Source organism: Pseudomonas sp. IT-347P, from assembly GCF_949768005.1.
Classification (GTDB): Bacteria; Pseudomonadota; Gammaproteobacteria; order Pseudomonadales; family Pseudomonadaceae; genus Aquipseudomonas.
This window is the reverse complement of record NZ_CATKPQ010000011.1, coordinates 390,222-416,613: the sequence shown is the minus strand read 5'-3', so window position 1 is coordinate 416,613 and position 26,392 is coordinate 390,222. Positions and strand designations below refer to the sequence as shown.

Below are 26,392 nucleotides of genomic sequence, written 5' to 3'. Positions count from 1 at the left end.
CTGTCAGAACGTGATGTCGGCTGCGGGCATGACGTCAATGCGGCCAGTCGCGCCAGTCAGGTGCGCCAGGTCTTTGTTGTGTTCGGCGATGATGTCTTCAGCGCTCATATTGCCGTTGTCGACGGTGGAATGCGCGTCGGCGGCGAGCACCACGTCATAACCCAATTGATGGGCCTGGCGCACGGTGGCATTGACGCAATAATCGGTTTGCAGGCCGCAGATGACCAGACGTTCGAAGTCTTCGCTGGGCAATAATTTACCCAGGCCCGTCTGGTAGAAAGAATCCCGGGTAGTCTTGCGGACACGCAGATCCTTCGGAGATGTCTCAAGCCCTTCGGCGAGTTGCCAACCTTCGGCTTCGTGAGCCAACGGGCTGTCCTTTTCTTCGTGCTGGATCAGTACCACTGGCACATCTTTGTCGCGGGCGCGGGTGCTGAGACCGTTGATGGTGTCGATCACGCGCTGAATGTCGTAGCACTGATATTCGCCCGAGCAGAGGGCCTGCTGGACGTCGATGATCAGCAATGCGGTGGTCATGATGAGCCTTCCTTGAGTCCTTGAGACAGGGGCGGACGTACGTCCGCCCCCTTTTTACGCCCCTCAGTAACCCAATGACAAGCCCGTGTTACGGCGTGGGTCATTGGCGCCGTAGAAACGGTTTTTGCCGACTGGCTTACCGCCCAGCGACGGTGCGCCGACCAGAATCGCGGCGATGTGGTTGGCGTCCTGCGGCCCGGCGAACTTGTGACCCCAGCTCTCGAGAAGCTTCTTCGTGTCGGGGCTGGCGGCGAAGTCTTCGAGGTTGGTTTCCTCCGGCATCCACTGCTGGTGGAAACGTGGCGCATCGACCGCCTCCTGCACGCCCATGCCGTAGTCGATGACGTTGAGCATGGTCAGCAAGGTCGCGGTGATGATGCGGCTGCCGCCCGGAGTACCGACGACCATCACCACTTTGCCGTCCTTGGTGACAATGGTCGGGCTCATCGATGACAGCGGTGCCTTGCCCGGAGCGATGGCGTTGGCTTCGCCCTGCACCAGACCATACATGTTCGGCACGCCGACCTTGGAGGTGAAGTCGTCCATTTCATCGTTGAGGATCACCCCGGTCTTGCTCGCCATCACGCCCGCGCCGAACCAGTCGTTGAGGGTGTAAGTGACCGAGACTGCATTGCCCCACTTGTCGACAATCGAATAGTGAGTGGTGTTGCTGCCTTCATGGGGCGCCACGCCGGGCTTGAGTTCAGCCGACACGCCGGCCTTTTGCGGCTGAATGGCCTCGCGCAGTTTGGTTGCGTAGTGTTTGTCCAGCAGGTGCTCGATCGGGTTTTTGACGAAATCCGGATCGCCAAGGTAACTGTTGCGATCAACATAGGCGTGGCGCATCGCTTCGATCTGGTAGTGCATGCCCTGGGCGGAATGGAAGCCCAGATCCTTCATCGGATAGCCTTCGAGAATGTTCATGATCTGGCAGATCACCACCCCGCCGGAGCTTGGTGGTGGCGCCGAGACCACGTGGTAACCACGGTAATCGCACTCCACCGGAGCCAGTTCGCGGGTCTTGTATTTGTCGAGGTCAGCCTGGGTGATGATGCCTTTGTTGGCCTGACTGGAGGTCACAATCGCATCGGCGACCCAGCCTTTATAGAAACCGTCGGCGCCTTGTTCGGAAATGCTTCGCAGGGTTTTGCCGAGATCCTTCTGCACCAGTTTCTGCCCGACCTGCATCGGCTCGCCGTTGTGCAGGAAGATCGAACCGGAGTCGCGCATGTCCTTCTTGAACACGTCGGTGGCGTACTCCAGCAACTCGACGTCGCCCTGCTGCAGTTCGAAACCGTCTTCTGCCAGTTTGATCGCCGGCGCAATCATTTCCTTGCGCGGCTTGGTTCCGTATTTGCTCAGCGCCAGCTCCATACCGGACACGGTGCCCGGCACGCCCACTGCCAAATGGCCGCGCGTACTCAGCTCGGGAATGACGTTGCCTTCCTTGTCGAGGTACATATTGGCGGTGGCCGCCAGTGGCGCTTTTTCACGGAAATCGAGGAAGGTCTTGCGCCCGTCCGCCAGTTGAATGGTCATGAAACCGCCACCACCGAGGTTACCTGCCGCGGGATAGACCACCGCCAGCGCGTAACCTACGGCGACCGCCGCATCGACGGCATTACCGCCACTTTTCAGTACGTCGACGCCGACATGGGTAGCCAGATGTTGCGCGGTGACCACCATGCCGTTTTCCGCGGCAACCGGAGCCACCGATGCCGCGTGAGCCATGAGACAGCTGAGTGCCAGTGAGGTCGCTATCAGCGACTTGGCCAAAGGTTCGTACTTCATGAGTCGATCTCTTTTTTGTTTTCAGGGTCTGTGCAGAACAGAGGGGGAACGCTGCAAGAGCACCAAGCAGTATGGTCGGCTTTGCGTATTGCGCCTCCCCGATCAGGCAGTATGCTGAGCGCTGTTGCCGCCCTGATCCGGAGTCTGCCGTCATGTCTTATACGTTCCTCACCCTGCCCTCGCCCGTCGGCGAGCTGAAGCTGGTCGCGAACGGCTCACGACTGGCAGCCATCCTCTGGGAAAACGACAAACCGAACCGCGTGCGTCTCGGGCCGATGAGTGAAGCATCCGACAATCCGATCCTGATTCGAACGGCTCGACAACTTGAAGAATATTTTTCCGGGACGCGTGACTGTTTTGATCTGGAACTGGATTTCGCCGGCACCGACTTTCAGAAAAAGGTCTGGGCGGCGCTGCTCACCATTCCCTTTGGCCAGACGCGCACCTACAGCCAGATTGCCGAACAGATTGGCAATCCCACCGCCGTGCGGGCAGTAGGTGCCGCGAACGGACGCAATCCGATTTCCATTGTGGCGCCGTGTCATCGGGTGATCGGCGCCTCGGGGAAACTGACCGGTTTTGCCGGGGGGCTTGAGGCGAAAGAACGCTTGCTGACCCTTGAAGGTGGCGACTGGTCGCAGATTGGCAAAACCGGGGATTTGTTCTGACTCAAGCGCCGAACAGGTTATTCATCGCCGCATACTGCAACAGCATGATGGTCTTGGCGTCGCAGATCTCACCGCGCTGAAACGCTGCCAACGCGTCATCGAAGCCCCACTCCAGCACCTCCAGTTCTTCAGTCTCCTCTTCCAGACCACCACCGTCGCTGACCTTCGATGCGGCGTCGTATTCGGCAATGAAAAAGTGCAGCTTCTCGGTCACCGAGCCGGGACTCATGTAAGCCTCGAACACCTTCTTCACATCGTGCACGCGATACCCGGTTTCCTCTTCGGCTTCATCGCGAATCCGTTGCTCCGGCGCCGCGCCTTCGAGCAACCCGGCCGCCACCTCAATCAGCAAACCATCATGGCCATTGACGAACACCGGCAAGCGAAACTGTCGGGTCAGCACCACCGTGCGCTGCTCGCGGTTGAACAACAGAATCGCAGCGCCATTGCCGCGGTCGTAAACCTCACGGGTCTGACGCTGCCACTCGCCATTGATGCGGTGATAGTCGAAGGTGATTTTCTTCAGCAAATACCAGTCATGGGACAACACCTGAGTGTCGACGATGTTGACCCGCTCGGCTGTGTTGGACATGACGCTTGATCCTTTTGTCATTGAAGGGCACCCGGGTAGGTAAAGGCCCTTTTTGTGAACGAAAAAACGAAACCCTATACCGCCCTACAAACCATGTCGAAACATCCTACAGACATCGCCTACTCGCCCGACTTCTTTCCTGATTGATCCCCCGCAAAGTCCGCGCACCTTTTTGATGTGCGCGAGAGACTGCGAATGCTTCCAACCGATCGGCTGCTGGCCCTGAACAACAGCATCGGCCTGCTCGTTGTTGCTGCGTTGAACCCGGACGAGCCGGACTTCGAACACCTGATCCGCGAATTCCGCCTGTGCCTGAACCACTACGACGCCTGGGCCGAGCAGTTCTGGACCGGGACCGCGCTGGATGTCGAGCAGGTCTTCACTGTCGGTAACGACGTGCGTCTCAGTGCGCCGATCAAGTCGCGCCAACCGCTCAGTTCATCGGTGGTCATGTGCTCGGCCAGCGGGGAGTTGACGCTGGTGCATATGTTCGAGGCTGCGCGGTTTGTGCCGATCGGCAACACCCCGGTAACCCTCGAACCGGTGCTTGCCGATGTTGGCGGTGTGCTGACGTTCGGCGAAGCGCTGCATTACACAATCGGCCCCAGCGGCATTCTGCAGGTGACCGACTGCGATCGGGGCCAGCGTTATCGCATCACCTTCTTTCCCGATGTGTCCACCGACCATGTGCGTGCTCTGTATGCCTCTTATGAAGGTGTCATTGCAGGCCTGGAAGGCTGGCTGCGCGCTGAGTGGGCAGGGTTTCAACCACAGTGGACGGAGTTTTCCAGCGCCGGGTTTCTTGAGCGTTACGGTCAGTTGCAACGGGCCGACTGGCGTGGATTCGAGCAAGCCCTGAATGGTGTCTGGGACGACATCAAACAGGTATTTGCCCTGCTCGCCGACTTGCAGGCCAACAGCGAAAAACTGCTGGAGTACCTCAGCGAGGCCGAGCTTGAGGCGTTGTTGAATGCCTCCAGCGACGCCATTGCCAACGGCTTGCTGATCCTCAGTGACGAACCTCTTCTGTTTATTCATCTGGCCGCGTTTACCAGTTGGTTGAAAATGCTGCCGCCGCAACATTTAGCCGAAGTGGTCGCCGAAGTGCGTGCCGAACTGCTGATCGGTTTTCTGCTGACGGCGTTGTCAGGCGGCGTCGGCGTGCCACTGCGCTTGAGCAGCAAGGTGCTGGCGAAGATCAAGTCGCCTCGCGCTCGGGAATGGCTGGCGGCTTCAGCGTTGCGACTCGCGGAATTAACGTCAGCACCGGAACTGAACAAACACGCGAGCGCGTTGAAGCCGCTGATGTTTCATGCGCGTGACGTTGAGTTGAAACCCACGCCGTCGATTCCACTGAACATTCGTCAGGCCGATTCGCTGGTGTTGACGGTGCCGAATCCGGCGCCTGTTGTACGGGACAAGCCTGGCGGTTCGAGCCGGTTGGAACGGCATGAGCCCCATGACGACTCGCCGGATCAGGCGAAAAACCCCAACGGTGACAGTGCCGATTGCGTACCCCGCACCTGCACCAACGGCTGCCCGGTGTCGATGGTCACCGGCGAAGAACTGCTGACCCTGACTGATGCGGTGCTTGATGGCGTGTTGCCGTTTGAGTTCAGCCGCTTGTATCGCTCCAGCGCCGTCGAACTCGATGTCGGCCTGGGCTTTGGCTGGAGTCATTCGCTGGCGCATCGGCTGGAGTTTTCCGCCGATGAGGTGGTCTGGATCGACCACGAAAACCGCCGCACCCGCTTTCCGTTGCCGAGCGTTGAACGGCCGGCGATTCACAACAGCCTGTCGCGGGCGGCGATCTTTCTGGGTGATGAACCGGAAGAACTGATTCTCGCGCTGGCCGGAGAAACGGCGCGCTTTTATCACTTTCGCGCAGGACGGCTGACGGCGATCAGCGATGCCTATGGCAATCGTCTGACGCTGCAGCGCGATCGCTCTGACCGGGTGCAGCGCCTGGACAACGGTGCCGGGCGTTCGCTGCTGTTGCGCTATGAGCGGGCGCAGTTGCTCGGGGTTGATTACCAGGTGTTTCGCGACGGAGCCTGGAGCACCCAACAGACGCTGGTCAGTTACCGCTACGACGCCTATCAGCACCTGATCGAAGCGACCAACGCCGTCGGCGAGAGCGAGCGTTACGACTACGACGACGCCCACGTGATCCTGCAGCGGCAACTGGCCGGCGGCGCGAGTTTTTTCTGGGAGTGGGAGCGGTCGGGGAAATCCGCTCGGTGTATCAGACACTGGGCGTCGTTCTCGCAGATGGACACGCGATACGTCTGGAACGATGACGGCAGCGTGGCGGTGCATTACGTCGATGGCACCGAAGAGACTTACGTGCACGACGAGCGTGCGCGGCTGGTGCGTAAAGTCTCGGCGGATGGTGGCGAGCAGCTCAAGGCCTATGACGATGCCGGCCGGGTGATTGCCGAGCAGGATGCTTTGGGCGCCGTCACCGAATACCGCTACGACGAAGTCGGACGGCTGGTGGCGCTGATTCCGCCGGATGAGGTGCCAACGTCCTACGAGTATCGAAACGGTTTCCTGCACAAACGTTCGCGCGGGGATGCGGTGTGGATCTACCGGCGCAATGCCGAGGGCGATGTCACCGAAGCGGTCGATCCTGACGGCCAAGTCACCCATTACTACTACGACACCCGGGGTCAGTTGCTGTCGATCCGTTACCCGGACAGCAGTCGCCATCGCCTGGTGTGGAACAGCCTTGGCCAGTTGACCGAGGAAACCCTGCCCGACGGTGGTGTGCGGCGTTTTTCCTACGACGCATTGGGGCGGCGGACCACGACCGCCGACGAACACGGTGCGGTCACCCGTCAGCATTGGGACGCGGTCGGCCGACTGATCCAGACGACCTTTCCTACCGGCAGCAGTCGCGCCTACAGCTACGGCGCCTACGGTCAGGTCACCGCCGAGCGCGATGAACTGGGGCGCATCACCCGCTACGAATACGACGACGATTTGCACCTGGTCTCACGGCGGATCAACCCCGACGGCACACGGGTGCAGTACCGCTACGACCATGCGCAGTTATTGCTCACCGAGATTGAAAACGAGTCTGGGGAAAAATACCGGCTGGACTACACGCCGACCGGGCTGATTCGTCAGGAGGTCGGTTTTGACGGCCGCCGTACCGCGTATGCCTATGACCTCAACGGTCATCTGCTGGAGAAGACCGAATTCGGTGATGACGGCTCTTGTTTGGTCACCGCTTATAAACGCGATGCTGCCGGGCGTCTGCTGGTCAAAACCCTGCCCGACGGCATCAAGGTCTCCTACCAATACGACCGCCTCGGTCGTTTGGTCGGAGTCGACGACGGCCAGCAACATCCTTTGGCCTTTGAGTACGACCGTCAGGACCGGCTGATCACCGAGCATCAGGGCTGGGGCACCCTGCGTTACCGCTACGACGCCTGCGGCCAGCTCAAGCGCATGCGCCTGCCGGACAACAGCCTGCTCGACTATCACCACGCCAAGGGCGGCGCGCTGAGCGGGATTGACCTCAACGGCACGCCACTGACCCGCCACGTCTACCAGTCCGGGCGCGAGCGGCAACGCCAGCAGGGCCTGCTGCTCAGTGAATACTCCTACGACGATCAGGGACGCTTACTTGCTCACGCCGTAGGCCATCAGCGCGATGCGTTGTACCGCCGCGATTATGCCTACAGCGCCAACGGCAATCTCGCGCACATCGCCGACAGCCGCCACGGCCAGCGCACCTACGGCTACGACGCCCTCGACCGCCTCATCCGTGTCCGCCACTCGCGCGACGAACTGCCGGAAAGCTTCGCCCATGACCCGGCCGGCAACCTGCTGATGCAGGACCGTCCCGGCCCCAGCCAGATCAAGGGCAACCGCCTGCTGATGCAGGGCGATCGCCACTATGACTACGACGCCTTCGGCAATCTGATCCGCGAACGCCGAGGCCGTGCGCAGACACTCGTCACCGAATACCGCTACGACTGCCAGCACCGCCTGATCGGCCTGACCCGCCCCGACGGCCAGACCGCGTCTTACGCCTACGACGCCTTCGGCCGGCGCATCCGCAAAACCGTCAATGGCGACACTACCGAATTCTTCTGGCAAGGCGACCAGCTCGTCGCCGAAAGCAGCGAACGCGAATACCGCAGCTACGTCTACGAACCCGGTACCTTCCGCCCGCTGGCACTGCTCGACGGCAAAGGCCCGCAAAAAGCCTGCCCGTTCTACTACCAGCTCGACCACCTCGGCACCCCGCAGGAACTCACCGACTACAGTGGCGACATCGTCTGGTCGGCGCAATACGACGCCTACGGCAAAGTCGCCACGTTGACCCTCGCCGGCGACGATTACCTGAACCAGCCGCTGCGCTTTCAGGGGCAGTACTTCGATGCGGAAAGCGGCCTGCATTACAACCGCCACCGGTATTACGACCCGAGGTTGGGGCGGTATCTGACGCCGGACCCGATCAAGCTGGCGGGTGGATTGAATCAGTACCAGTACGTGCCGAATCCGACGGGGTGGGTGGATCCGTTGGGGTTGAGTTTCAATTGCCCGCCGCCGAATAAGCCGGGTTGTGAGGTGCCGGGTGGGGTTGGTGGCGCTAAGGTAGATGAGGGTGAGCCACAGGTACCAAATCTAACTCATGGCGTAGACCCAAAAACATTGAAGCGAACACATGCGCTCATGGGAAAAACCTCAACTAAACTAGTCGAGGCAATGAGGATAGAAATGCGAAATATTGGGTTCAATCGCAAGTTTCCAATAGATGTCGCTGAGCACCACGGCAGCCTCTACATTCTAGATGGCCATCATAGAGCTTCGGCCGCACGACAAACCTCTACAGAAGTAACGATCCAGCTAATAACGAACATCAAAGATCACCACGGCACCCTAAACACTATTCAAGAAGTACTAGAGTCAGCGGCTAACGTCGGCAATGACAGATTGGAGCATCACAGAAGAAGATGAACAAAAAAGACAAAAGCCTTGAAGACCTCATTAACGACTTTCTTTCTAAGGTTGATAGTGCGACGTTGCTGCTCGAGAAAAGGTTTGGTACCAGAAATATTCTGAGGCTTTGGCGCAGCAATCAAATACAACGTTGCGGAGACATAACTGACAACACCCAGTACGAGCTTCATGGAGTTGGCTGCATCGTTCACTTCACTACCGAATCAGTGAATTTTGACTACGGTTCAAACAGTAGAATCGACGGCTTTGACGTATGGCGCCTCTACATTTACGCTTTGGACAGGCCGCTTATATATGAAAAATACTGCGACAAGAAAACACTCGAAAAAGAATTCCAAGAGCTTATCTCTTTAAACATAATCGAAAAAATGTCGATCAATGACAATCTGTATGTCCTGGTTAAAACCGAATAAAAACATACCCGCACGCATTCCAAACCAACAAAGAAGCCCGGCAGCGCTACCGGGCTTCTTTATTTGCAGCTAACGAGCGACGTGCGACAGCGAGTCGTTGACACCCTGCTCAACTGAACGAACCCCGTTAATCAACGGCCCATAACGCCGGCTGAACTCCCAGCTATACGGCACGCCATCCTTGCTGGTGCCATTGTCCCAGCTCACCGACCAGGTCATCAGACCTTTGATCGGTATCCCCTTGATCGCCAGACGCTTAAGGACATTCCCGACCACGGTTTTGTCGATCACATAACCGGTGGCCGCCGCATCGTTGTTGGCCGGCAGGCCGATGACGAACTTGTCCGCCGGAATGCGGGTGAAACCACGAGTGCCGGTCACCAGACTTTCAGTCAGGTAATAAAGAAAATCCTCTTTCAGCGGATCGTTGTTCTGCGCAATCCACGCGCCGGCACCGTTATTGGCTTCCGGCACCCAGACGCCGTCGCCCCCCTGGTTGTAGAACTGCGGGGCGACGAAGTCGTAGTAGCCTTCCAGCGCCTGCAGGTAGCTGACGTATTTGCCGGTGCTGGTCAGGTATGGAAACTCCGGGGCCATGCTGATGATGAAATGTTTGCCTTGGCCTGCGTAGTGATCCTTGACCAGTTTCAGTGCAGCCGGCAGGACGGTCTTGTTGGCCGCGAAATCAATCGCGCTCTGTTCAAGATCGATGTCCAGTCCGTCGAAGCCGTAGGTTTCCACCAGACGGATGATTTCATTGGCCAGCGGTTGTTCCTGACCGCTGCGCAACTCGATGTGCGCATCGGCACCACCGAGGGAAATCAGCACCGCCCGCCCCTGACTGTTGAGCACGCCGACCTGACGGCGGAACTCGGCATCGGAAACGTTGAACGGCTTGAAAGTCGGAATGCCGCTGCCTTTCATGAAGGCTACCGCGACGACGTTGTATTCCTTCGGCACCTCCTCCAGCGAAAGGCTGGCGAAGCGGCCCTGACGGTAACCATCGCTCGGACCTGCCGGCCAGTTGTGCCAGAAGCCCATAAGGATCTTTTTGCCGGCAATGCTCGGCATCAGCGAGGCGGCATCGCTCGCGGCGTTTTGCACTAAAGAGAAATCGATATTTGACATGTTCTAATCCTTCAGAACGTATGGATTTGGCGCCGCTGCGCTGTTATTTGAAGTCGACGTCGAAGGCCTGATAGAAGGCGTTGCCGGTGTTGGCGACGATCCACATCAGTACGATCACGTGATGGCCCTTTTTGTTGGCTGGCAGTTTCACCGCGTGGTTGACCTTGGCCTTCAACTCATTCGGGTAACTGTAATAAGGCACCTGAGTGTAGAAGTCCTCAAAGAACGGTTGGGTTTCCAGTTGCGCACGCGTGATGCGCTGTTTCGGATCCCAGCCATCCTTGGTGATCAGCCAGCGGTAGCCGCGGGTGGTGTGCGGCGCGGTGTATTCCCATTTGATCTCGAGGGTTTGTCCCGGGGTGACATTGAGCAGCGGCCAGGCAAACGGACGAGCGAGTTTCTTGCTCATCTCTTCACTGGTGAAGTTCACGCAGTCGCGGGCATCGCTCTTGCCGCCGCTGAGAATGTAGCCGTCGGCCGGTGGTGTAACACTGTCCGAGTCGCTCTGGTACGGCGCCGGAAACGGCCCCGCTGCCAGCGCCGGGAAATTTTTCCCGCCTTCCATTTCGTTGACCTGCCAGGCGCCGAGCAATCCTTGCTCGATCGCTACCGCGCCGCGGCTTGCAGGGGAAATGACACGACCGTGTCGCAGTTGGGTTTGTGCTTGTGGTTGATTCATTTTTTTCACTCCGTTGATTCAAGAACTCTCCTTTCCGAGGAGAGGCCTTCAAGCTAACGGAGGCGAGTTTTTTGTCCATCGGCGGTTTTGTCGCAGCCGGCAGACTTGAACTGAAAAAACACCGCAAATACTGGATGGATATACAGCAACCTAGGACAGTGCTGACTCGCGATGGAGTCAAAAGACTACACGCCGATACTGCAAAAACGGCCATTCAGTACTCACGACAACTGTGCCTGGTACTCCTTTTCGTATTGTCCGGCAAGTTGCCGTTTCTGCTTTTCGTTGAGCAATTTGCCGGCCATCTGAAAAAATTTCTGCTCCTCTTCTTTCAAATGATGATGAACCTTGTCCGACAGCTTCCTGGCGGTCGCCAGCCAGGCCGGACTGGACATCTCTGTGCTGTCGAGTTCCTCCATCATTTCGTCCATTTCATGGTGTTCGGAGATGGCATGGCGGCTCAGGTCAACGCCGTTGTCGAACGCCATCAACGGCACATAGAAATGGCGCTCTTCGGCGGTTTCATGAGCCTGGAGTTCGGCCTTGAGTTGCTTGTAGGCCTCGACCCGTTCCGGGGTGTCGCCGCTGGTCTCGATCAGGTTTTTGGCGTAACTGCGCTGGCGGTCGTGGCTTTCGCGAAGGGCTTCGAAGATATTCATGGGGATCCTTGTCAACCGCGTGCCGGAATGACGCGGTAAAGGCTAGACCCCGACGCAAGAGCGGCAGTTCCACCGGGTTAAGGCAAGGCTTGGAAGTTCGACGCCGGGCAGGATAGGCTGCGCATTCAAACCACAAGGAAGTCATGCATGAACTTGCGCATCGAGTTGTCGCAAAACTCCACAGAAGTGGAACGTCAGGCCATTCTCGCCCCCCTGCACGCCTTTAACGTGGCCAAGGCAGGAATCGCCGTATCCGAGCCGCTGACCCTGCTGGTGCGTGACGATGATGACCAGATTCTCGGCGGACTCTACGGCCGGCTGGCCTGCCAGTGGTTGTTCGTCGATCTGCTGTCAGTGCCAGAAGCCGGGCGGGGTCAAGGTATTGGATCGAAGCTGATGCGCATGGCCGAGGAGCTGGCGCGGGAGAAAGGCTGCATCGGCGCATGGCTCGACACATTCGACTTTCAGGCACCGGAGTTCTACAAGAAGCTCGGGTATAGCCAGTTTGGGGAGATTGTCGACTACCCGCCGGGACACAAGCGGCATTTCTTCCAGAAGCGACTCGTAGGTTGAATGTGACGTCCCCTTCGCGAGCAGGCTCGCTCCCACACTGGATTCGTGACCGACAAAGAATCGATGTGGGAGCGAGCTTGCTCGCGAAGGCGGCTTGAGCCTCAACGCGACCATTGGCCCCTACAGACAGGTCGCCAACGCCGCCAACCGGCGCTTGGCGACAAAGTCATCCTTCTGCGCGTAGTAATTCAGCGTTGTGCCCGATGCCTCGGTGATCACATCGACAAACGACTCCGCCGAACGGGTATACACCGTCGTGCCGCCCGACTTGCGCGGCTCCAGATACGCCGCCGCGTCCACGCCGAACACCGCTTCGTCCTGCCAGCCGAATTGCACACAGCGCGCCACGTCTTTTTCGGCTTTGTCCGACGTCAATACCTTGTACGGGGTTTTCGTGCGAGCATCGTCCATCACCGAGCCCGCACAACCGGCCAGCAGCGTCGCCGCCAGCGCTACCATCAGCATTCGCATTGCATTCGCTCATTCAGAAAAAAGCGGACTGTATCATCGCAGCAGCAGGAATCGTTCTGCTTTACTGCATTTATAGCGCGACAGGCGCAGGCCCCTGCGGCAACCTACGGTCAACAGCCTCACAAGGAAAACACATGGCGCCTTCCGACCAGCGACATGAACATGCCCTGAAACTGTTTCTCGACGCGCGTCCCGAACTGCGCGAAACCCTCGATCATCTCAACCCGTTGCTGGCCCAGGCCAAAGGCGAAACCCAGGCACAGTATCGCGAAGAACGTCTGCACGAAGCGTTCGAAGCCGAGGCGGAAAGTCTCGGCTTGTTTGCCTGGGAACTGACGTTGCAACTGACCGCCGACTCGCCGGAGGAATACCAGGCGCAGCGTCTGGAAGTACACCGTGAAGTCGCGGAAATGGCCGGGATGGATTGGCTGGAATACTGCGATCTGTATGGCATAGAGCCGTAACCGCCACCCAAGGACAACGCCACGATGTTGCCATCCGCCTCGACTCACCGCGCCAGCCCCGGCCATCTGCACACACAAAAGTGGCGTGGGCGGATTGGTCTGGCGCTGGTGGCCTGTCTCTCGGTCCTGGCCGGGATGACGGACGCCATCGGCTTTATGGCCAGCGGTGACTTTGTCTCGTTCATGAGCGGCAACACCACTCGACTTGCCGTGGCGATCAGCGATGGCGACATCGGGTTGACCGTGCGTTTGTTGATCCTCGTCGCAACGTTTATCGCCGGGAACGCCTTGGGCGTTATCGTTGCCCGTTTCGGTGGACGCCGGGCGCTGCCGTTGCTGCTGTGTATTGCCACCCTGCTGTGTGCGGCTGCCGCTTGGCCATTCGACAGCCAACTGCCAGCGCTGATGGCGGCAATCATTGCGATGGGCATGCTCAACGCGTCGGTCGAAGAGGTGAACGGCCTGCCGGTCGGGCTGACTTACGTGACCGGCGCATTGTCGCGGTTCGGCCGTGGATTGGGCCGTTGGATGCTCGGCGAACGACGCAGCGGCTGGCGGGTGCAACTGGTGCCGTGGAGCGGGATGTTTATCGGCGCGATTCTGGGGGCAGTGCTGGAACACCATTTGGGCCTCAAGGCAATGTTTGTCAGCGGTTTGCTGGCCGCGATGATCGGGCTGCTCTCCCTGAAAATCCCGCGGCGCTGGCAACTGGGCTACATGCCGCGCTAACCGAGGACAACAAAAATCTCTGGAGCGAGCCGGCTCCGGGCGGCGTTCCGACGAAGACGCCGGCACATTCTTCATCTTCACCAGCTGACAGACCGCTATCGCGAGCAGGCGAAGGCCTACAAGGTTTCGCGGCAGCCTCGATAAAGCTTTATCATGGCCGCAGTTTTGCTGATCGAGTCCGTCATGAAGTTCGCCATTGCGCTGTTTTCCGCCGCCCATGCGCCCTCCTCGCGCCGCGCCCTGCTGTTTGCGCAAGCCGCGCTGGCCGGGGGGCATGAGATTGTCCGGCTGTTTTTCTATCAGGATGGCGTCTATAACGCTTCGGATGCGGTGGTCACCCCGCAGGACGAACTGGACCTGCCCAAACAATGGCGCACCTTCATCAGTGAGCAGCAACTGGACGGCGTGGTGTGCATCGCCGCCGCCCTGCGTCGCGGTGCGCTGAACGCTGAAGAAGCCAAACGCTATCAGCGTGACGCCGTCTCCGTCAGCGCGCCGTGGGAATTGTCTGGCCTCGGTCAGTTGCATGACGCGGTGCAAGACGCCGATCGTCTGATCTGCTTCGGAGGAGCATGAATGGCCAAGTCCCTGTTGATCATCAGCCGCCAGTCGCCGTGGTCAGGCCCCGGCGCCCGTGAAGCGCTGGACATCGTGTTGGCCGGTGGCGCCTTCGATCTGCCGATCGGCCTGTTGTTTCTCGATGATGGCGTGCTGCAACTCGCCGCCGGGCAGAACGCCAAGGCTCTGCAGCAGAAAGACCTGAGCGCCAATCTGCAGGCACTGCCGATGTTCGGCGTCGAAGAACTGTTTTACTGCGCCGACAGCGCCAGCGCGCGCGGTCTCGGCAATCTGTCGCTGGACGAAGCGCAGCCGCTCGCCGCCGAGCAAATCACCGCACTTATTGACCGTTACGACCAGGTGATCACCCTCTGATGTCGACTTTGCATGTGTTGTCTCACTCCCCCTTCGGCGACGCTCGCCTGACCAGTTGCCTGCGCTTGCTCGGCAGCGCTGATGCGTTGCTGCTCTGCGGCGATGCGGTGTATGCGTTGCAAGCGGACACCGCGCCATTCGCCGATCTGAAAAGCCGCCAGATCAAACTGTGGGTTCTGGCCGAAGATGCACAGGCTCGCGCCATCGAAGTCCCGGACTGGGCCGAAGCGATCGATTACCCGGCCTTCGTCGAGCTGTCGATCCACCACGACAAGGTCAACAGCTGGCTATGAACTCCATGACCGTCGGCGCCCGCGCCATCGAACTGGACAAGGATGGTTTTCTCGTCGACCTCAGCGACTGGTCGGCTGATGTCGCCAGCGCCCTCGCCGCCGCCGAAGACATCGAGTTGACCCCCGAGCATTGGGAGGTCCTCGAACTGCTGCGCAGCTTCTACACCGAATTCCAGCTGTCCCCGGCCACTCGGCCATTGATCAAGTACACCGCGTTGAAACTCGGCCCGGACAAGGGCAACAGCCTGCACCTGAACCGACTGTTCAAAGGCACCCCCGCCAAACTCGCCGCGAAACTGGCGGGCCTGCCCAAACCGACGAACTGCTTATGACCGACTTTCCAGCACTGACCCTCCAAACGCCTGCCGAACACCCGTTCGCCCAATTCGTGCGCATCCTCGGCAAAGGCAAACGTGGCGCTCGCGACCTCACTCGCGAAGAAGCCCGGGAAGCCATGGGCATGGTGCTCGACGACAAGGTTGAAGACACCCAGCTCGGCGCGTTTTTGATGTTGCTGCGGCACAAGGAGGAAAGCGCCGAGGAGATGGCCGGTTTCACCGAAGCGTTGCGCGAGCGCTTGAAGGCGCCTGAGCTTGACGTTGATCTGGACTGGCCGACCTATGCCGGCAAGAAGCGCCATCTGCCATGGTATCTGCTGGCGGCCAAGTGCCTGGCGCAGAACGGCGTGCGCATCTTCATGCACGGTGGCGGCGCGCACACCGTCGGGCGTCTGTACAGCGAGCAATTGCTTGGTGAATTGAACATTCCCCTGTGTCGCACTTGGCCACAGGTCGGCGCGGCGCTGGACAACGGCGGGCTGGCCTTCATGCCGCTGGTGGACTGGGCGCCGCAACTGCAAAACATGATTGACCTGCGCAATACCTTGGGCCTGCGTTCGCCGATTCATTCGCTGGCGCGGATTCTCAACCCATTGGGCGCTCGTTGCGGCCTGCAAAGCATTTTCCACCCCGGCTATCAAGCGGTGCACCGCGATGCCAGCGGTCTGCTGGGTGACACGGCGATTGTGGTCAAGGGCGATGGTGGCGAAATCGAGATCAATCCGGATGCCGACAGTCACCTCTACGGCACTACCCGCGGCGAGAGCTGGGACGAGGAATGGCCGCAATTGTCGGCGCAGCGTCACGTCAAACCGGCGACCCTGGACGTTGATCATCTGAAAGCCGTCTGGCGTGGCGATGTGGTCGACAGTTACCCGCAAATGGCCCTGATCGCGACCATGGCGCTGGCCTTGCGCGGTCTAGGCCAGAGCCGTGAACAAGCCTTCGCAACCGCCGAGCAATACTGGGCTGCGCGGAACAAATCGATTTAACCGATCATTCGCGCCCGATCTTTGCGCTTTTTGTTCGAACTCATCGGAATAGACTCGACTCCAACGATTATTGGTTTACGGAGTCTTGATCATGGGTTTACTCGTCGACGGCCACTGGCAGGACAAGTGGTACGAAAGCAGCAAAGACGGCGCGTTTCAGCGCGAACAGGCCAAGCGCCGCAATTGGGTAACCGCCAATGGCGAACCCGGCCCCAGCGGTGAAGGTGGTTTTGCTGCCGAAGCCGGGCGCTATCACCTCTACGTTTCCCTCGCCTGCCCGTGGGCGCATCGCACGTTGATCCTGCGCAAGCTCAAAGGTCTGGAAAGCTTGATCGATGTTTCGGTGGTCAGTTGGCTGATGCTGGAGAACGGCTGGACCTTCGACACGGCGCTCGGCTCGACCGGCGACAAGCTCGACGACTTTGAATTCATGCATCAGCGCTATACCGCCGACACTGCCGACTACACCGGCCGCGTCACCGTGCCAGTGCTGTGGGACAAGAAGCTCAAGCGCATCGTCAGTAACGAATCGGCGGAGATCATCCGTATGTTCAACAGCGCGTTTGATGATCTGACCGGCAATGATCTGGATTTCTACCCGGCGCCATTACGCGGCGAGATTGATGCGCTGAACGAGCGGATCTATCCGGCGGTGAACAACGGCGTGTACCGCGCAGGCTTTGCGACGTCGCAACAGGCTTATGAAGAAGCGTTCGATGAGGTGTTTGCCGAACTGGATCACCTGGAGCGGGTGCTGGGTGCCAATCGCTACTTGTCGGGTGAGTACGTGACGGAAGCGGAGATCCGCCTGTTTACCACGATGATTCGTTTTGACGCGGTCTACCACGGCCACTTCAAGTGCAATTTGCGGCGAATTGCCGACTATCCGAATCTGTCGAACTGGTTGCGTGAGCTGTATCAGTGGCCGGGAATTGCCGAAACGGTGGATTTCCAGCACATCAAGAATCACTACTACGGCAGTCACAAGACGATCAACCCGACAGGGGTTGTGCCGAAGGGGCCGGAGCAGGATTTCACCGTCGCCCATGATCGGGCGCGGTTGAGCGGCAAAGGGGTTTGGCGCCGGGGCTGAGATCTGCATAGTTTTTGAAGGCCTGTTCGCGAGCAAGCCCGCTGCCACATTGGATCTGTGTCATGCACAAATCCTCTGTGGCAGCGGGCTTGCTCGCGAATGGGGCGACTCGGTTTTCAGACCTGCGCCTGAGCCCCTTCAAACCACGCCAGTTTCTCGCGAAGTTGCACCACTTCACCGACGATCACCAGTGTCGGCGCATGCACTTCATGCTCCGCCACCAATCGCGGCAGGTCAGCCAATGTGCCAGTGAACACGCGCTGATTGACCGTTGTACCTTGCTGAATCAACGCCGCCGGGGTATCCGCTGAACGACCATGCTTGATCAGTTGTTCGCAGATGACAGGCAACCCTACCAGGCCCATGTAGAACACTAGCGTTTGCGCCGGGGCGACAAGGTCGGCCCATGGCAGATCAGTGGAACCGTCCTTCAAATGCCCGGTAACAAAACGCACGGACTGCGCGTAATCACGATGGGTCAGCGGAATCCCGGCATACGCCGCGCAACCGCTGGCCGCGGTGATACCCGGCACGACCTGGAACGGGATGCCGTGAGCCGCCAGCTCTTCGATCTCTTCGCCGCCCCGGCCGAAAATGAACGGATCGCCGCCCTTCAAGCGCACCACGCGTTTGCCGGCCTTGGCCAGGTCGACCAGTTGCTGGTTGATCTGATCCTGCGGCACGGCGTGATCAGCACGACGCTTGCCGACGTAGACCCGCTCGGCATCACGACGGCACAGCTCAAGAATCGCCGGCGCGACCAAGCGGTCGTAAAGCACCACGTCGGCTTGCTGCATCAGGCGCAGAGCCTTGAAGGTCAGCAGATCCGGATCGCCCGGCCCTGCCCCGACCAGATACACCTCGCCGGTGGTGACCATGGCTTCACCATCGATCTTGGCTTGCAGCAGACGCTCGGCTTCGGCGCCCTGCCCGGCCATCTGCCGTTCGGCAATCGGCCCCTGAAACACGTCTTCCCAGAAGCCGCGACGCTGCTGCACATCCGGAAACAGGTTTTTCACCTGATTGCGAAAACGCGCTGCCAGCCCGGCCAACTGACCGTAAGTCGACGGAATCCAGGTTTCGATCTTGGCCCGAATCAGGCGCGCCAGCACCGGCGCATCGCCGCCGCTGGACACCGCAATGATCAGCGGCGAACGGTCGACGATCGCCGGGAAGATCACACTGCACAAGGCAGGCGCGTCGACCACGTTGACCGGCACGCAGCGCTTGTGAGCATCGGTGGAAACTTGTGCGTTCAGCGTCTCATCGTCGGTGGCGGCAATAATCAGCCCGCAACCGTCAAGGTCCGCCTCAACGTAACCGCGCAACAGGCATTCACCGCCAGAAGCGGCGACCAACTCACGCAGTTGCGTTTCGATTTCAGGTGCGACCACCCGCAGCAGCGCACCGGCATCGGCCAGCAGGCGGGATTTGCGCAAGGCAATTTCCCCCCCACCGACGACCAACACACGACTGCCGCGCAGGTTGTGAAACAGCGGCAGATATTTCATTTAGCCGATGACCTCAAGGCCACCCATGTACGGCTTCAGCACGTCCGGCACACGGATCGAACCGTCGGCCTGCTGGTAGTTTTCCAGTACGGCAACCAGCGTACGACCAACCGCCAGACCGGAACCGTTCAGGGTGTGCACCAGTTCAGGCTTGCCGGTTTCCGGGTTGCGGAAACGCGCCTGCATACGGCGGGCCTGGAAGTCGCCGCAGTTCGAGCACGACGAGATTTCGCGATACTTGTCCTGGCTCGGAATCCACACTTCCAGATCGTAGGTCTTGACCGCGCTGAAGCCCATGTCACCGGTGCACAGCGCCAGGGTGCGGTAAGGCAGACCGAGCAGTTGCAGGACTTTTTCGGCGTTGGCAGTCAGGCCTTCCAGCGCTTCCATCGATTGCGACGGCTCGACGATCTGGACCATTTCAACTTTGTCGAACTGGTGCTGGCGGATCATGCCGCGAGTGTCACGGCCCGACGCGCCGGCTTCGCTACGGAAGCACGGGGTGTGCGCCACGAACTTGATCGGCAGCAGTTTCGAATCGACGATTTCGCCGGCAACGATGTTGGTCAGCGACACTTCAGCGGTCGGAATCAGGTACAGATCGGCTTCGCCTTCGCGAGCGATCTTGAACAGGTCTTCTTCGAACTTCGGCAGTTGACCGGTGCCTTGCAGCGCCGGGGCCTGAACCAGATAAGGCGTGTAGGCCTCTTCGTAGCCGTGTTCGTTGACGTGCAGGTTGATCATGAACTGCGCCAGAGCGCGGTGCAGACGGGCGATCGGGCCACGCAGCAGAGCGAAACGCGCGCCGGACAACTTGGCGGCGGTTTCGAAGTCCAGCCAGCCGAACTTCTCGCCCAAGGCAACATGGTCTTTCACTTCGAAATCGAACGCGGTCGGCGTACCCCAGCGGCGCACTTCGACGTTGTCGTCTTCGTCTTTGCCGACCGGCACGGATTCATGGGGCAGGTTCGGGATACCGAGCAGGATCGAATCCAGTTCGGTCTGGATCGCGTCCAGCTCGACTTTACCGGCACTCAGTTCGCCCGCCATGCGCTCGACGTCTGCCATCAACGGCGCGATGTCTTCGCCGCGCTGCTTGGCCTGACCGATGGATTTGGAACGCGCGTTACGCTCAGCCTGCAGTGCTTCGGTGCGGGTCTGGACGGTCTTGCGCTGTTCTTCCAGCGCTTCGATGCGCGCGGTGTCCAGGGCAAAGCCACGGGAAGCCAGGCGGTCCGCTACGTCCTGAAGGTTGCTACGTAACAGTTTGGAATCGAGCATGTCGGTTTCTCGTTATCAAAGTTTGGTCAAGGACAGGCCAGCCCAAGTGGCGAGCAGCCCGCCGAATACGCTGAGTGCCGCATAGCCCAAAGCCAGCGGTACTTGCCCGCTTTCCAGCAGGCGCACCGTATCCAGTGAAAAGGATGAAAAAGTCGTCAGCCCCCCGAGGAAGCCGACCATCAACCCGGCACGCACCTCGATCGGCACCTCCGGGCGTATCAAAAACAGGCCGTACAACACGCCAATCAGCAGACAGCCCACGATATTAACGGCCAGCGTCGCGGTATAGAAGTGCCGCGGCCAATTGGCGTTGACCCAATTGCCGGTGGCGAAGCGCAACAAGGTGCCGGCAATCCCGCCGGCGGAGACCGCAACGATCAATGGAAGCACTATTTTCTCCGCTGCCGAGGGCTTAAACGATCAAGTTGAGCGAGGTGATTGAGCTTCTCGCCGATCTTCAATTCCAGGCCGCGCGGCACCGGTTGATAGAACGGGATCGGCTCGAGTTCTTCCGGAAAATAATCTTCGCCGGCGGCGTAGGCGTCCGGTTCGTCGTGGGCGTAACGGTATTCGTCACCGTAGCCCAGTTGTTTCATCAGTTTGGTTGGCGCATTGCGCAGATGCAGCGGCACTTCCAGCGAGCCGTTTTCAGCAGCGGCACGCATCGCGGTTTTGAAGCCCATGTACACCGCGTTGCTTTTCGGCGCGCAGGCTAGATAGGTGATGGCCTGGGCCACGGCCAGCTCGCCTTCCGGGCTGCCGAGGCGTTCCTGCACTTCCCACGCCGCCAGGCACAGGCTGAGGGCGCGCGGGTCGGCGTTGCCGATGTCTTCGCTGGCCATACGCACCACGCGCCGGGCCAGATACAGCGGATCGCAACCACCGTCGATCATCCGCGCAAACCAGTACAGCGCGCCGTCGGGGTTGGAGCCGCGCACCGATTTGTGCAGCGCCGAGATCTGGTCGTAAAACGCTTCGCCGCCCTTGTCGAAACGCCGACGCGTGTCGCCGAGCAGACTTTGCAGCAGCTCGGTGCCGATTTCGCTGTTGTCTTCAGCCAGGTCCGAGGCGTTTTCCAGCAGGTTGAGCAGACGCCGGCCATCGCCATCGGCGGCGGACAGCAGCATCTGGAAGCCTTCATCGTTGAGGGTCAGGTTGCGTTTGCCCAGGCCGCGCTCTTCGGTGAGGGCGCGATGCACCAGTTTGCGCAGCGCCGCTTCGTCGAGGCTTTTCAGCACGTAGACACGGGCACGCGACAACAAAGCATTGTTGAGTTCGAACGAAGGGTTTTCGGTGGTAGCGCCGATGAAAATCAGCGTGCCGTCCTCAACGTACGGCAGGAACGCGTCCTGCTGGGATTTGTTGAAACGGTGCACTTCATCGACGAACAAAATGGTGCGCTTGCCGTACTGGCCGGCCTGCTGCTTGGCGATCTCGACGGCCTGACGGATTTCCTTGACCCCCGCAAGCACCGCCGAAACCGTTTCGAAGTGCGCATCGGAGACTTCCGCGAGCAACCGCGCCAGGGTGGTCTTACCCACGCCCGGCGGACCCCAGAAGATCATCGAATGCAGGGCACCCTGCTCCAGCGCCTCACGCAGAGGCTTGCCGCGAGCGAGCACGTGCTCCTGACCGACGTACTCATCCAGATTGGTCGCACGCAAACGCGCGGCCAGTGGCTGGGCAATCGGTGCACTGCGAAACAGATCCATCACGTAGCGTTGAAACCTCTTTGATCAGGTCGATCATTTACCCTTGTGGGAGCGGGCTTGCTCGCGAAAGCGGTATGTCAGACAACTATTTTGTTGAATGTTAAATCGCATTCGCAAGCAAGCCCGCTCCCACAGGGTTTTGCATTTTACTCTTGAATTACATCTGCACCCTTCGGGATATCGAACTTAAACTTGGAGGCTGGCACCGCCTCGTTGGCCTTGACCCCGGTAAACAGGATGTTGGTGCGCTGGCCGACGCTGTCGATCAGTTGCATGTCATTGAGCAGACCGTTGCGGAACGACAAACGCAGATTGTCGAACAGCGTGTCCTTGGTTTTCGGCTTCAGCGTGAAGTCGATCACGCCACCCGCCTCTTTCGCGGTGATATCAAAGCTCTGACTGATCTTCGACACATCACCGGACAGCAGCAGCGCCGGGGTCTGGGTCAGACGCTCGTCAAGCTTCTTGATGGTCGCCTGTTCCAGATCCGGGTCCCACAGGGTGACCTTCTTGCCATCAGACACCATGGTCTGCTCGGCTGGCGCATTGGTGTGCCAGTAGAACAGGCCTGGACGCTGCAGGGTCATGTTGCCGGTGGTCTCCTGCAACTGCGTGCCGCTGCCGTCGAGGGTCAGCTGCGAGAAGTTCGCGCTCAGGGTCTTGGATGTTTCCAGCAGTTGGGTCAGACGCGCCACGTCCTTGTCATCGGCGTGGGCCGTGAGCGTGGTCAGCGCCAGTACTGGCAACAGCATGCGGATAAGACGCATGGGAGTCCTCTTGAATACTCGTTGGGAGAGCGGCGGCACGTCATTGTCCCGCCTCTTGCGTTTGCAATCAGTCGCGTACCGGGCCAGGGGCCAGGACTTCACGGGAACCGTTGGTGTTCATCGAGGTGACGACGCCGGCCATTTCCATGGCCTCGATCATCCGTGCGGCGCGGTTGTAACCGATCTTCAACTTGCGCTGAACCGCGGAAATCGAGGCGCGACGACTTTCCAGAACAAACTGTACCGCTTCGTCGTACAGCGCGTCGGCTTCCGGATCATCGCCGTCGCCGCCACCGCTGCTGCCTTCGAAACCGCTGCCCGCTTCTTCGACACCGTTGAGGATGTCGTCGTTGTATTCCGGTGCGCCGCGCAGTTTCCACGCTTCGACCACACGGTGTACCTCATCGTCGGATACGAATGCACCGTGAACCCGGATCGGCAGGCTGGTGCCTGGCGGCATGTAAAGCATGTCACCATGACCCAGCAGTTGTTCGGCGCCACCCTGATCGATGATGGTGCGGGAGTCGATCTTGCTCGACACCTGGAACGCCATACGCGTCGGAATGTTGGCCTTGATCAGACCAGTGATCACGTCCACCGACGGCCGCTGGGTCGCAAGGATCAAGTGAATACCTGCCGCACGGGCCTTCTGCGCGATACGGGCGATCAGTTCTTCAACCTTCTTGCCGACGATCATCATCATGTCGGCGAATTCGTCGACCACCACCACGATGGTCGGCAGTTTCTGCAGCAATGGCGCTTCGTCGTGGATGCTTTCGCGCTTGTACAGCGGATCGCTCAACGGCTCGCCGGCGTCCTGTGCCTCCTTGACCTTGGCGTTGAAACCGGACAGGTTGCGCACGCCCATCTTCGCCATCAGCTTGTAGCGGCGTTCCATCTCGGCAACGCTCCAGCGCAGGGCGTTGGCGGCGTCCTTCATGTCGGTCACGACCGGGCACAGCAGGTGCGGAATGCCTTCGTAGATCGACAGTTCCAACATCTTCGGGTCGATCATGATCAGCTTGGCGTCTTCCGGGCCGGACTTGAACAGGATCGACAGGATCATCGCGTTCACACCCACCGACTTACCGGAACCGGTCGTACCAGCCACCAGCAAGTGCGGCATCTTCGCCAGGTCAGTGATCACCGGCTTACCGCCGATGTCGTGACCGAGCGCCAGAGTGACCGGTGATTTGAAGTTGTCGTACTCCGGCGTCGACAGCACTTCGGAGAAGCGCACGATCTGCCGGTCTTCGTTGGGGATCTCGATACCGACAGTGGTCTTGCCCGGAATTACCTCGACCACCCGCACACTGGTAACGGCCAGCGAACGTGCAAGATCTTTGGCGAGGTTGGCGATACGGCTGACCTTGACGCCGGCGGCCGGCTGAATCTCGTAACGGGTAATCACCGGACCCGGATGAATCGAATCCACCGTCACTTCGACACCGAACTCCTTGAGCTTGATCTCCAGCAAATGGCCGACCGCCGCGAGGGATTCCGGTGAGTAATTGAGTTGTTTCTTTTCTGCCGGATCAAGAATCGAGATCGGCGGCAAGGTGCCTTCCACGGCGCTGTCGACGAACAACGGCACCTGCTTCTCTTTCTGCACGCGCTTGCTTGGCTCGGGCGCCTTGGCTGGCGCCGGTGCGATAACCGGCGGCACCTGCTTCTCGCGATCAGACATGTGCTTGCTCAGGGCTTGCTCACGTTCGATCAGGCGTTCTTTGACCTTGGCCTGCTCACGCTTGTCGGTGACCGTCGGCGCGACTACGTCATGCACGCGATCGTCGACTTCACGCAGTTGCGCGACCAGTTGCTTGCGTTCGGTACGCGCCGACCACCAGCGGTTGAGCGCGCCCTGGAACAGTTCGAACAGGTCGAGGGTGATCTTGCCGGTGATGTCCATCACCTTGAACCAGGACAGGTCGGTGAACACCGTCAGGCCAAACAGGAACAGTGCGATGAACAACAGGGTACTCCCTTGAATGTTCAGCGCGTTCTTCGCCAGATTGCCAAGGCTTTCGCCCAGCGCACCGCCAGCCCCCGCCGGCAGACCCGACGCCGCGTGAAAGTGCAGATGCGCCAGCGCGGCGCCGGACAGCACCAGAAACACCAGACCGATCAGGCGCCAGGAGAACAGCCAGCCGCTCCACTGCCACGGCTCGTGGCGCTGGCGGAAGATCTGGTAGGCCTTGATCGCCAGCAGCAACGGGAAGATGTAGGCGAAGTAACCGAGCACCATGAACAGGATGTCGGCGCTGTAGGAGCCCGCCGGACCGCCGAAATTCTGTACGTCATCGATCTTGCTGTTGTGGCTCCAGCCCGGATCGTCCTTGCCGTAGGTCAGCAAAGCCATCATCAGGAACAGGCACAAGGCACCGATGGCGATCAATGCACCTTCCTTGAGCCGGTAGTGCAACTGTTGGCGCCAGAGCGGAACGACTGTTTTTGGTGCTTCGGTGGATTTCTTCAAAACGCTTCTTTTCCTGCGCCCGAGGCGCGTCCATCTATTGAATGACGATAAAAAACTGCCCAATCCAGGCAGGTAAAAAAGTTGACGAGCGCAACTGAGACTACTTTTAACACTGTGCTGCCGCTTTTATAAATACAGCGCAACGCGAACATTCTGTAACAGCCTGGCATTGTACGGGTTTGTGCGTCCGATGCCATGCTTCAAGCCCCAGGATTGAGCATAGTCAAGCACACAGAAGCCGCGACTCAATTTGAGCATGCATTACCTTTTGTGACAAAGGCTTATGAGGTGTATTTGATGAACGTAGCGAAGCATTCACGCCTGATCATCCTCGGCTCCGGCCCGGCCGGTTACAGCGCTGCCGTGTATGCCGCCCGCGCCAACCTCAAACCCGTGGTGATTACCGGCCTGCAGGCCGGTGGCCAGCTCACCACCACCGTCGAGGTCGACAACTGGCCGGGCGACGTCGAAGGCCTCACCGGCCCGGTGCTGATGGAGCGCATGCAGAAACACGCCGAACGCTTTGCCACAGAGATCGTTTACGACCACATCCACACCGCCAAGTTGCAGCAGCGCCCGTTCGAGCTCACTGGCGACAGCGGCACTTATACCTGCGACGCATTGATCATCGCCACCGGTGCTTCGGCGCAGTACCTGGGGCTACCCTCGGAAGAAGCCTTCGCCGGCAAAGGGGTTTCCGCCTGCGCGACCTGTGACGGCTTCTTCTATCGCAATCAGGTGGTCGCTGTGGTTGGCGGTGGCAATACCGCTGTTGAGGAAGCCCTGTACCTGTCGAACATCGCCAGGGAGGTGCACCTGATCCACCGGCGCGACAAACTGCGCTCGGAGAAAATCCTTCAGGACAAACTGTTCGAGAAAGCCGCAAACGGCAACGTGCGCCTGCACTGGAACCAGAATCTCGATGAAGTCCTCGGCGATGCCAGCGGGGTGACCGGTGCGCGCCTGCGTGACAGTCATACCGGCGAAACCCGTGATCTGGCGCTGGCCGGCGTATTCATTGCCATTGGTCACAAACCCAACACCGATCTGTTTCAAGGCCAGTTGCCAATGCGCGACGGCTATTTACGGGTCAAGGGCGGCAGCGACGGCGACGCCACCGCGACTGAGATCCCCGGGGTATTTGCCGCTGGTGACGTAGCCGACCATGTCTATCGACAAGCGGTGACGTCGGCGGGTGCCGGGTGCATGGCCGCACTCGACGCCGAGAAGTATCTGGACGACATTCCTGTCATTTAACGGCACACTTTAGCGCGGGCCAGACAGCCCGCACCGCCCTCCCCTTCTGCAAGCCTGG

General features: G+C 59.6%; 26 protein-coding genes. 13 read left to right on the top strand and 13 right to left on the bottom strand.

The window, feature by feature from the left end; translation table 11 throughout:
* Window positions 1-3: 3 nt before the first annotated feature.
* On the bottom strand, window positions 4-537 hold the full coding sequence (locus ACM6IV_RS05850) for a cysteine hydrolase family protein (protein WP_414869104.1): 534 nt from the start codon (window positions 535-537) through the stop codon (window positions 4-6).
* A gap of 63 nt (window positions 538-600) precedes the next feature.
* Window positions 601-2,328: a gamma-glutamyltransferase gene (ggt, locus tag ACM6IV_RS05845; protein ID WP_414869103.1), complete on the bottom strand. Its 1,728-nt coding sequence runs from the start codon at window positions 2,326-2,328 to the stop codon at window positions 601-603.
* Between the two features lie 152 nt (window positions 2,329-2,480).
* Between ggt and ACM6IV_RS05840 the strand changes: the two genes are divergently transcribed.
* Entirely contained in the window at window positions 2,481-2,996 is a 516-nt protein-coding gene (locus ACM6IV_RS05840) for a methylated-DNA--[protein]-cysteine S-methyltransferase (protein ID WP_414869102.1), read from the top strand.
* Between the two features lies 1 nt (window position 2,997).
* Here ACM6IV_RS05840 and ACM6IV_RS05835 read toward each other — a convergent pair whose 3' ends face one another.
* A complete protein-coding gene (locus ACM6IV_RS05835) occupies window positions 2,998-3,588 on the bottom strand; it encodes an NUDIX domain-containing protein (protein WP_414869101.1) in 591 nt (196 codons plus the stop codon).
* A gap of 195 nt (window positions 3,589-3,783) precedes the next feature.
* Here ACM6IV_RS05835 and ACM6IV_RS05830 point away from each other — a divergent pair, with 195 nt between their 5' ends.
* Together ACM6IV_RS05830 and ACM6IV_RS05825 are read left to right on the top strand one after the other, a co-directional pair.
* A complete protein-coding gene (locus tag ACM6IV_RS05830; protein ID WP_414869100.1) occupies window positions 3,784-8,562 on the top strand; it encodes an RHS repeat-associated core domain-containing protein in 4,779 nt (1,592 codons plus the stop codon).
* Entirely contained in the window at window positions 8,559-8,978 is a 420-nt protein-coding gene (locus tag ACM6IV_RS05825; RefSeq protein ID WP_414869099.1) for a DUF6896 domain-containing protein, read from the top strand. Before ACM6IV_RS05830 ends, ACM6IV_RS05825 begins: the two co-directional genes overlap by 4 nt.
* 69 nt (window positions 8,979-9,047) lie before the next feature.
* Here the strand turns inward: ACM6IV_RS05825 and ACM6IV_RS05820 are convergent, their stop codons facing one another.
* From ACM6IV_RS05820 to ACM6IV_RS05810, 3 genes are all read right to left on the bottom strand, one after another.
* The gene (locus ACM6IV_RS05820; protein WP_414869098.1) at window positions 9,048-10,106 is read right to left on the bottom strand and encodes a chitinase; all 1,059 of its coding nucleotides are present in this window, start codon (window positions 10,104-10,106) and stop codon (window positions 9,048-9,050) included.
* 43 nt (window positions 10,107-10,149) lie between these two features.
* A complete protein-coding gene (locus ACM6IV_RS05815; protein ID WP_414869097.1) occupies window positions 10,150-10,785 on the bottom strand; it encodes a lytic polysaccharide monooxygenase auxiliary activity family 9 protein in 636 nt (211 codons plus the stop codon).
* 221 nt (window positions 10,786-11,006) lie between these two features.
* A complete protein-coding gene (locus ACM6IV_RS05810; protein ID WP_414869096.1) occupies window positions 11,007-11,444 on the bottom strand; it encodes a hemerythrin domain-containing protein in 438 nt (145 codons plus the stop codon).
* Between the two features lie 147 nt (window positions 11,445-11,591).
* Here ACM6IV_RS05810 and ACM6IV_RS05805 point away from each other — a divergent pair, with 147 nt between their 5' ends.
* Entirely contained in the window at window positions 11,592-12,017 is a 426-nt protein-coding gene (locus ACM6IV_RS05805) for a GNAT family N-acetyltransferase (RefSeq protein WP_414869095.1), read from the top strand.
* Window positions 12,018-12,137: 120 nt separating this feature from the next.
* Here the strand turns inward: ACM6IV_RS05805 and ACM6IV_RS05800 are convergent, their stop codons facing one another.
* Complete coding sequence (locus tag ACM6IV_RS05800; protein ID WP_414869094.1) at window positions 12,138-12,488, bottom strand: hypothetical protein; 351 nt, start codon at window positions 12,486-12,488, stop codon at window positions 12,138-12,140.
* A 134-nt stretch (window positions 12,489-12,622) separates the two neighbouring features.
* On the opposite strand from ACM6IV_RS05800, the gene ACM6IV_RS05795 reads away from it, so the two are divergent.
* From ACM6IV_RS05795 to ACM6IV_RS05760, 8 genes are all read left to right on the top strand, one after another.
* Complete coding sequence (locus ACM6IV_RS05795; protein ID WP_414869093.1) at window positions 12,623-12,952, top strand: DUF6388 family protein; 330 nt, start codon at window positions 12,623-12,625, stop codon at window positions 12,950-12,952.
* Window positions 12,953-12,976: 24 nt separating this feature from the next.
* The gene (locus ACM6IV_RS05790) at window positions 12,977-13,681 is read left to right on the top strand and encodes a YoaK family protein (RefSeq protein ID WP_414869092.1); all 705 of its coding nucleotides are present in this window, start codon (window positions 12,977-12,979) and stop codon (window positions 13,679-13,681) included.
* Between the two features lie 183 nt (window positions 13,682-13,864).
* The gene (gene tusD / locus ACM6IV_RS05785; RefSeq protein ID WP_414869091.1) at window positions 13,865-14,257 is read left to right on the top strand and encodes a sulfurtransferase complex subunit TusD; all 393 of its coding nucleotides are present in this window, start codon (window positions 13,865-13,867) and stop codon (window positions 14,255-14,257) included.
* Window positions 14,258-14,614, top strand: coding sequence for a sulfurtransferase complex subunit TusC (gene tusC, locus ACM6IV_RS05780; protein WP_414869090.1), 357 nt, complete (start codon window positions 14,258-14,260; stop codon window positions 14,612-14,614).
* A complete protein-coding gene (gene tusB, locus ACM6IV_RS05775; RefSeq protein WP_414869089.1) occupies window positions 14,614-14,907 on the top strand; it encodes a sulfurtransferase complex subunit TusB in 294 nt (97 codons plus the stop codon). The genes tusC and tusB overlap by 1 nt, the downstream gene beginning before the upstream one ends.
* Complete coding sequence (locus ACM6IV_RS05770; RefSeq protein ID WP_414869088.1) at window positions 14,904-15,239, top strand: TusE/DsrC/DsvC family sulfur relay protein; 336 nt, start codon at window positions 14,904-14,906, stop codon at window positions 15,237-15,239. The genes tusB and ACM6IV_RS05770 overlap by 4 nt, the downstream gene beginning before the upstream one ends.
* A complete protein-coding gene (locus ACM6IV_RS05765; protein ID WP_414869087.1) occupies window positions 15,236-16,237 on the top strand; it encodes a glycosyl transferase family protein in 1,002 nt (333 codons plus the stop codon). Before ACM6IV_RS05770 ends, ACM6IV_RS05765 begins: the two co-directional genes overlap by 4 nt.
* Before the next feature lie 91 nt (window positions 16,238-16,328).
* Complete coding sequence (locus ACM6IV_RS05760; RefSeq protein ID WP_414869086.1) at window positions 16,329-17,330, top strand: glutathione S-transferase family protein; 1,002 nt, start codon at window positions 16,329-16,331, stop codon at window positions 17,328-17,330.
* Window positions 17,331-17,446: 116 nt separating this feature from the next.
* Here the strand turns inward: ACM6IV_RS05760 and cysG are convergent, their stop codons facing one another.
* The 6 genes from cysG to ACM6IV_RS05730 form a co-directional block, all read right to left on the bottom strand.
* Window positions 17,447-18,841 carry a siroheme synthase CysG gene (gene cysG, locus ACM6IV_RS05755; RefSeq protein ID WP_414869085.1) on the bottom strand — a complete coding sequence of 465 codons (1,395 nt, stop codon included), beginning with the start codon at window positions 18,839-18,841 and terminating at the stop codon, window positions 17,447-17,449.
* Window positions 18,842-20,122, bottom strand: a complete 1,281-nt coding sequence (gene serS / locus ACM6IV_RS05750; RefSeq protein ID WP_038369693.1) for a serine--tRNA ligase — start codon at window positions 20,120-20,122, stop codon at window positions 18,842-18,844.
* 15 nt (window positions 20,123-20,137) lie between these two features.
* Window positions 20,138-20,512, bottom strand: coding sequence for a fluoride efflux transporter CrcB (gene crcB, locus ACM6IV_RS05745; RefSeq protein ID WP_123462490.1), 375 nt, complete (start codon window positions 20,510-20,512; stop codon window positions 20,138-20,140).
* Entirely contained in the window at window positions 20,512-21,834 is a 1,323-nt protein-coding gene (locus ACM6IV_RS05740) for a replication-associated recombination protein A (RefSeq protein ID WP_414869084.1), read from the bottom strand. The genes crcB and ACM6IV_RS05740 overlap by 1 nt, the downstream gene beginning before the upstream one ends.
* Before the next feature lie 146 nt (window positions 21,835-21,980).
* A complete protein-coding gene (gene lolA / locus ACM6IV_RS05735; protein WP_414869083.1) occupies window positions 21,981-22,601 on the bottom strand; it encodes an outer membrane lipoprotein chaperone LolA in 621 nt (206 codons plus the stop codon).
* Window positions 22,602-22,668: 67 nt separating this feature from the next.
* A complete protein-coding gene (locus ACM6IV_RS05730) occupies window positions 22,669-25,077 on the bottom strand; it encodes a DNA translocase FtsK (protein WP_034155142.1) in 2,409 nt (802 codons plus the stop codon).
* A 297-nt stretch (window positions 25,078-25,374) separates the two neighbouring features.
* Here ACM6IV_RS05730 and trxB point away from each other — a divergent pair, with 297 nt between their 5' ends.
* Entirely contained in the window at window positions 25,375-26,334 is a 960-nt protein-coding gene (trxB, locus tag ACM6IV_RS05725) for a thioredoxin-disulfide reductase (RefSeq protein WP_414869082.1), read from the top strand.
* Window positions 26,335-26,392: the final 58 nt, after the last annotated feature.

Excerpts from the sequence above, each read along its gene's own strand:
- ggt (WP_414869103.1), bottom strand. The coding sequence starts at position 2,328 with ATGAAGTACGAACCTTTGGCCAAGTCGCTGATAGCGACCTCACTGGCA.
- ACM6IV_RS05810 (WP_414869096.1), bottom strand. The coding sequence starts at position 11,444 with ATGAATATCTTCGAAGCCCTTCGCGAAAGCCACGACCGCCAGCGCAGT.
- ACM6IV_RS05740 (WP_414869084.1), bottom strand. The coding sequence starts at position 21,834 with ATGGATCTGTTTCGCAGTGCACCGATTGCCCAGCCACTGGCCGCGCGT.
- ACM6IV_RS05805 (WP_414869095.1), top strand. The coding sequence starts at position 11,592 with ATGAACTTGCGCATCGAGTTGTCGCAAAACTCCACAGAAGTGGAACGT.
- ACM6IV_RS05820 (WP_414869098.1), bottom strand. The coding sequence starts at position 10,106 with ATGTCAAATATCGATTTCTCTTTAGTGCAAAACGCCGCGAGCGATGCC.
- ACM6IV_RS05790 (WP_414869092.1), top strand. The coding sequence starts at position 12,977 with ATGTTGCCATCCGCCTCGACTCACCGCGCCAGCCCCGGCCATCTGCAC.
- ACM6IV_RS05800 (WP_414869094.1), bottom strand. The coding sequence starts at position 12,488 with ATGCGAATGCTGATGGTAGCGCTGGCGGCGACGCTGCTGGCCGGTTGT.
- ACM6IV_RS05835 (WP_414869101.1), bottom strand. The coding sequence starts at position 3,588 with ATGTCCAACACAGCCGAGCGGGTCAACATCGTCGACACTCAGGTGTTG.
- ACM6IV_RS05840 (WP_414869102.1), top strand. The coding sequence starts at position 2,481 with ATGTCTTATACGTTCCTCACCCTGCCCTCGCCCGTCGGCGAGCTGAAG.
- tusC (WP_414869090.1), top strand. The coding sequence starts at position 14,258 with ATGGCCAAGTCCCTGTTGATCATCAGCCGCCAGTCGCCGTGGTCAGGC.
- tusD (WP_414869091.1), top strand. The coding sequence starts at position 13,865 with ATGAAGTTCGCCATTGCGCTGTTTTCCGCCGCCCATGCGCCCTCCTCG.
- tusB (WP_414869089.1), top strand. The coding sequence starts at position 14,614 with ATGTCGACTTTGCATGTGTTGTCTCACTCCCCCTTCGGCGACGCTCGC.
- ACM6IV_RS05815 (WP_414869097.1), bottom strand. The coding sequence starts at position 10,785 with ATGAATCAACCACAAGCACAAACCCAACTGCGACACGGTCGTGTCATT.
- ACM6IV_RS05765 (WP_414869087.1), top strand. The coding sequence starts at position 15,236 with ATGACCGACTTTCCAGCACTGACCCTCCAAACGCCTGCCGAACACCCG.
- ACM6IV_RS05795 (WP_414869093.1), top strand. The coding sequence starts at position 12,623 with ATGGCGCCTTCCGACCAGCGACATGAACATGCCCTGAAACTGTTTCTC.
- lolA (WP_414869083.1), bottom strand. The coding sequence starts at position 22,601 with ATGCGTCTTATCCGCATGCTGTTGCCAGTACTGGCGCTGACCACGCTC.
- cysG (WP_414869085.1), bottom strand. The coding sequence starts at position 18,841 with ATGAAATATCTGCCGCTGTTTCACAACCTGCGCGGCAGTCGTGTGTTG.
- serS (WP_038369693.1), bottom strand. The coding sequence starts at position 20,122 with ATGCTCGATTCCAAACTGTTACGTAGCAACCTTCAGGACGTAGCGGAC.
- ACM6IV_RS05760 (WP_414869086.1), top strand. The coding sequence starts at position 16,329 with ATGGGTTTACTCGTCGACGGCCACTGGCAGGACAAGTGGTACGAAAGC.
- ACM6IV_RS05850 (WP_414869104.1), bottom strand. The coding sequence starts at position 537 with ATGACCACCGCATTGCTGATCATCGACGTCCAGCAGGCCCTCTGCTCG.
- ACM6IV_RS05770 (WP_414869088.1), top strand. The coding sequence starts at position 14,904 with ATGAACTCCATGACCGTCGGCGCCCGCGCCATCGAACTGGACAAGGAT.
- ACM6IV_RS05825 (WP_414869099.1), top strand. The coding sequence starts at position 8,559 with ATGAACAAAAAAGACAAAAGCCTTGAAGACCTCATTAACGACTTTCTT.
- ACM6IV_RS05830 (WP_414869100.1), top strand. The coding sequence starts at position 3,784 with ATGCTTCCAACCGATCGGCTGCTGGCCCTGAACAACAGCATCGGCCTG.
- trxB (WP_414869082.1), top strand. The coding sequence starts at position 25,375 with ATGAACGTAGCGAAGCATTCACGCCTGATCATCCTCGGCTCCGGCCCG.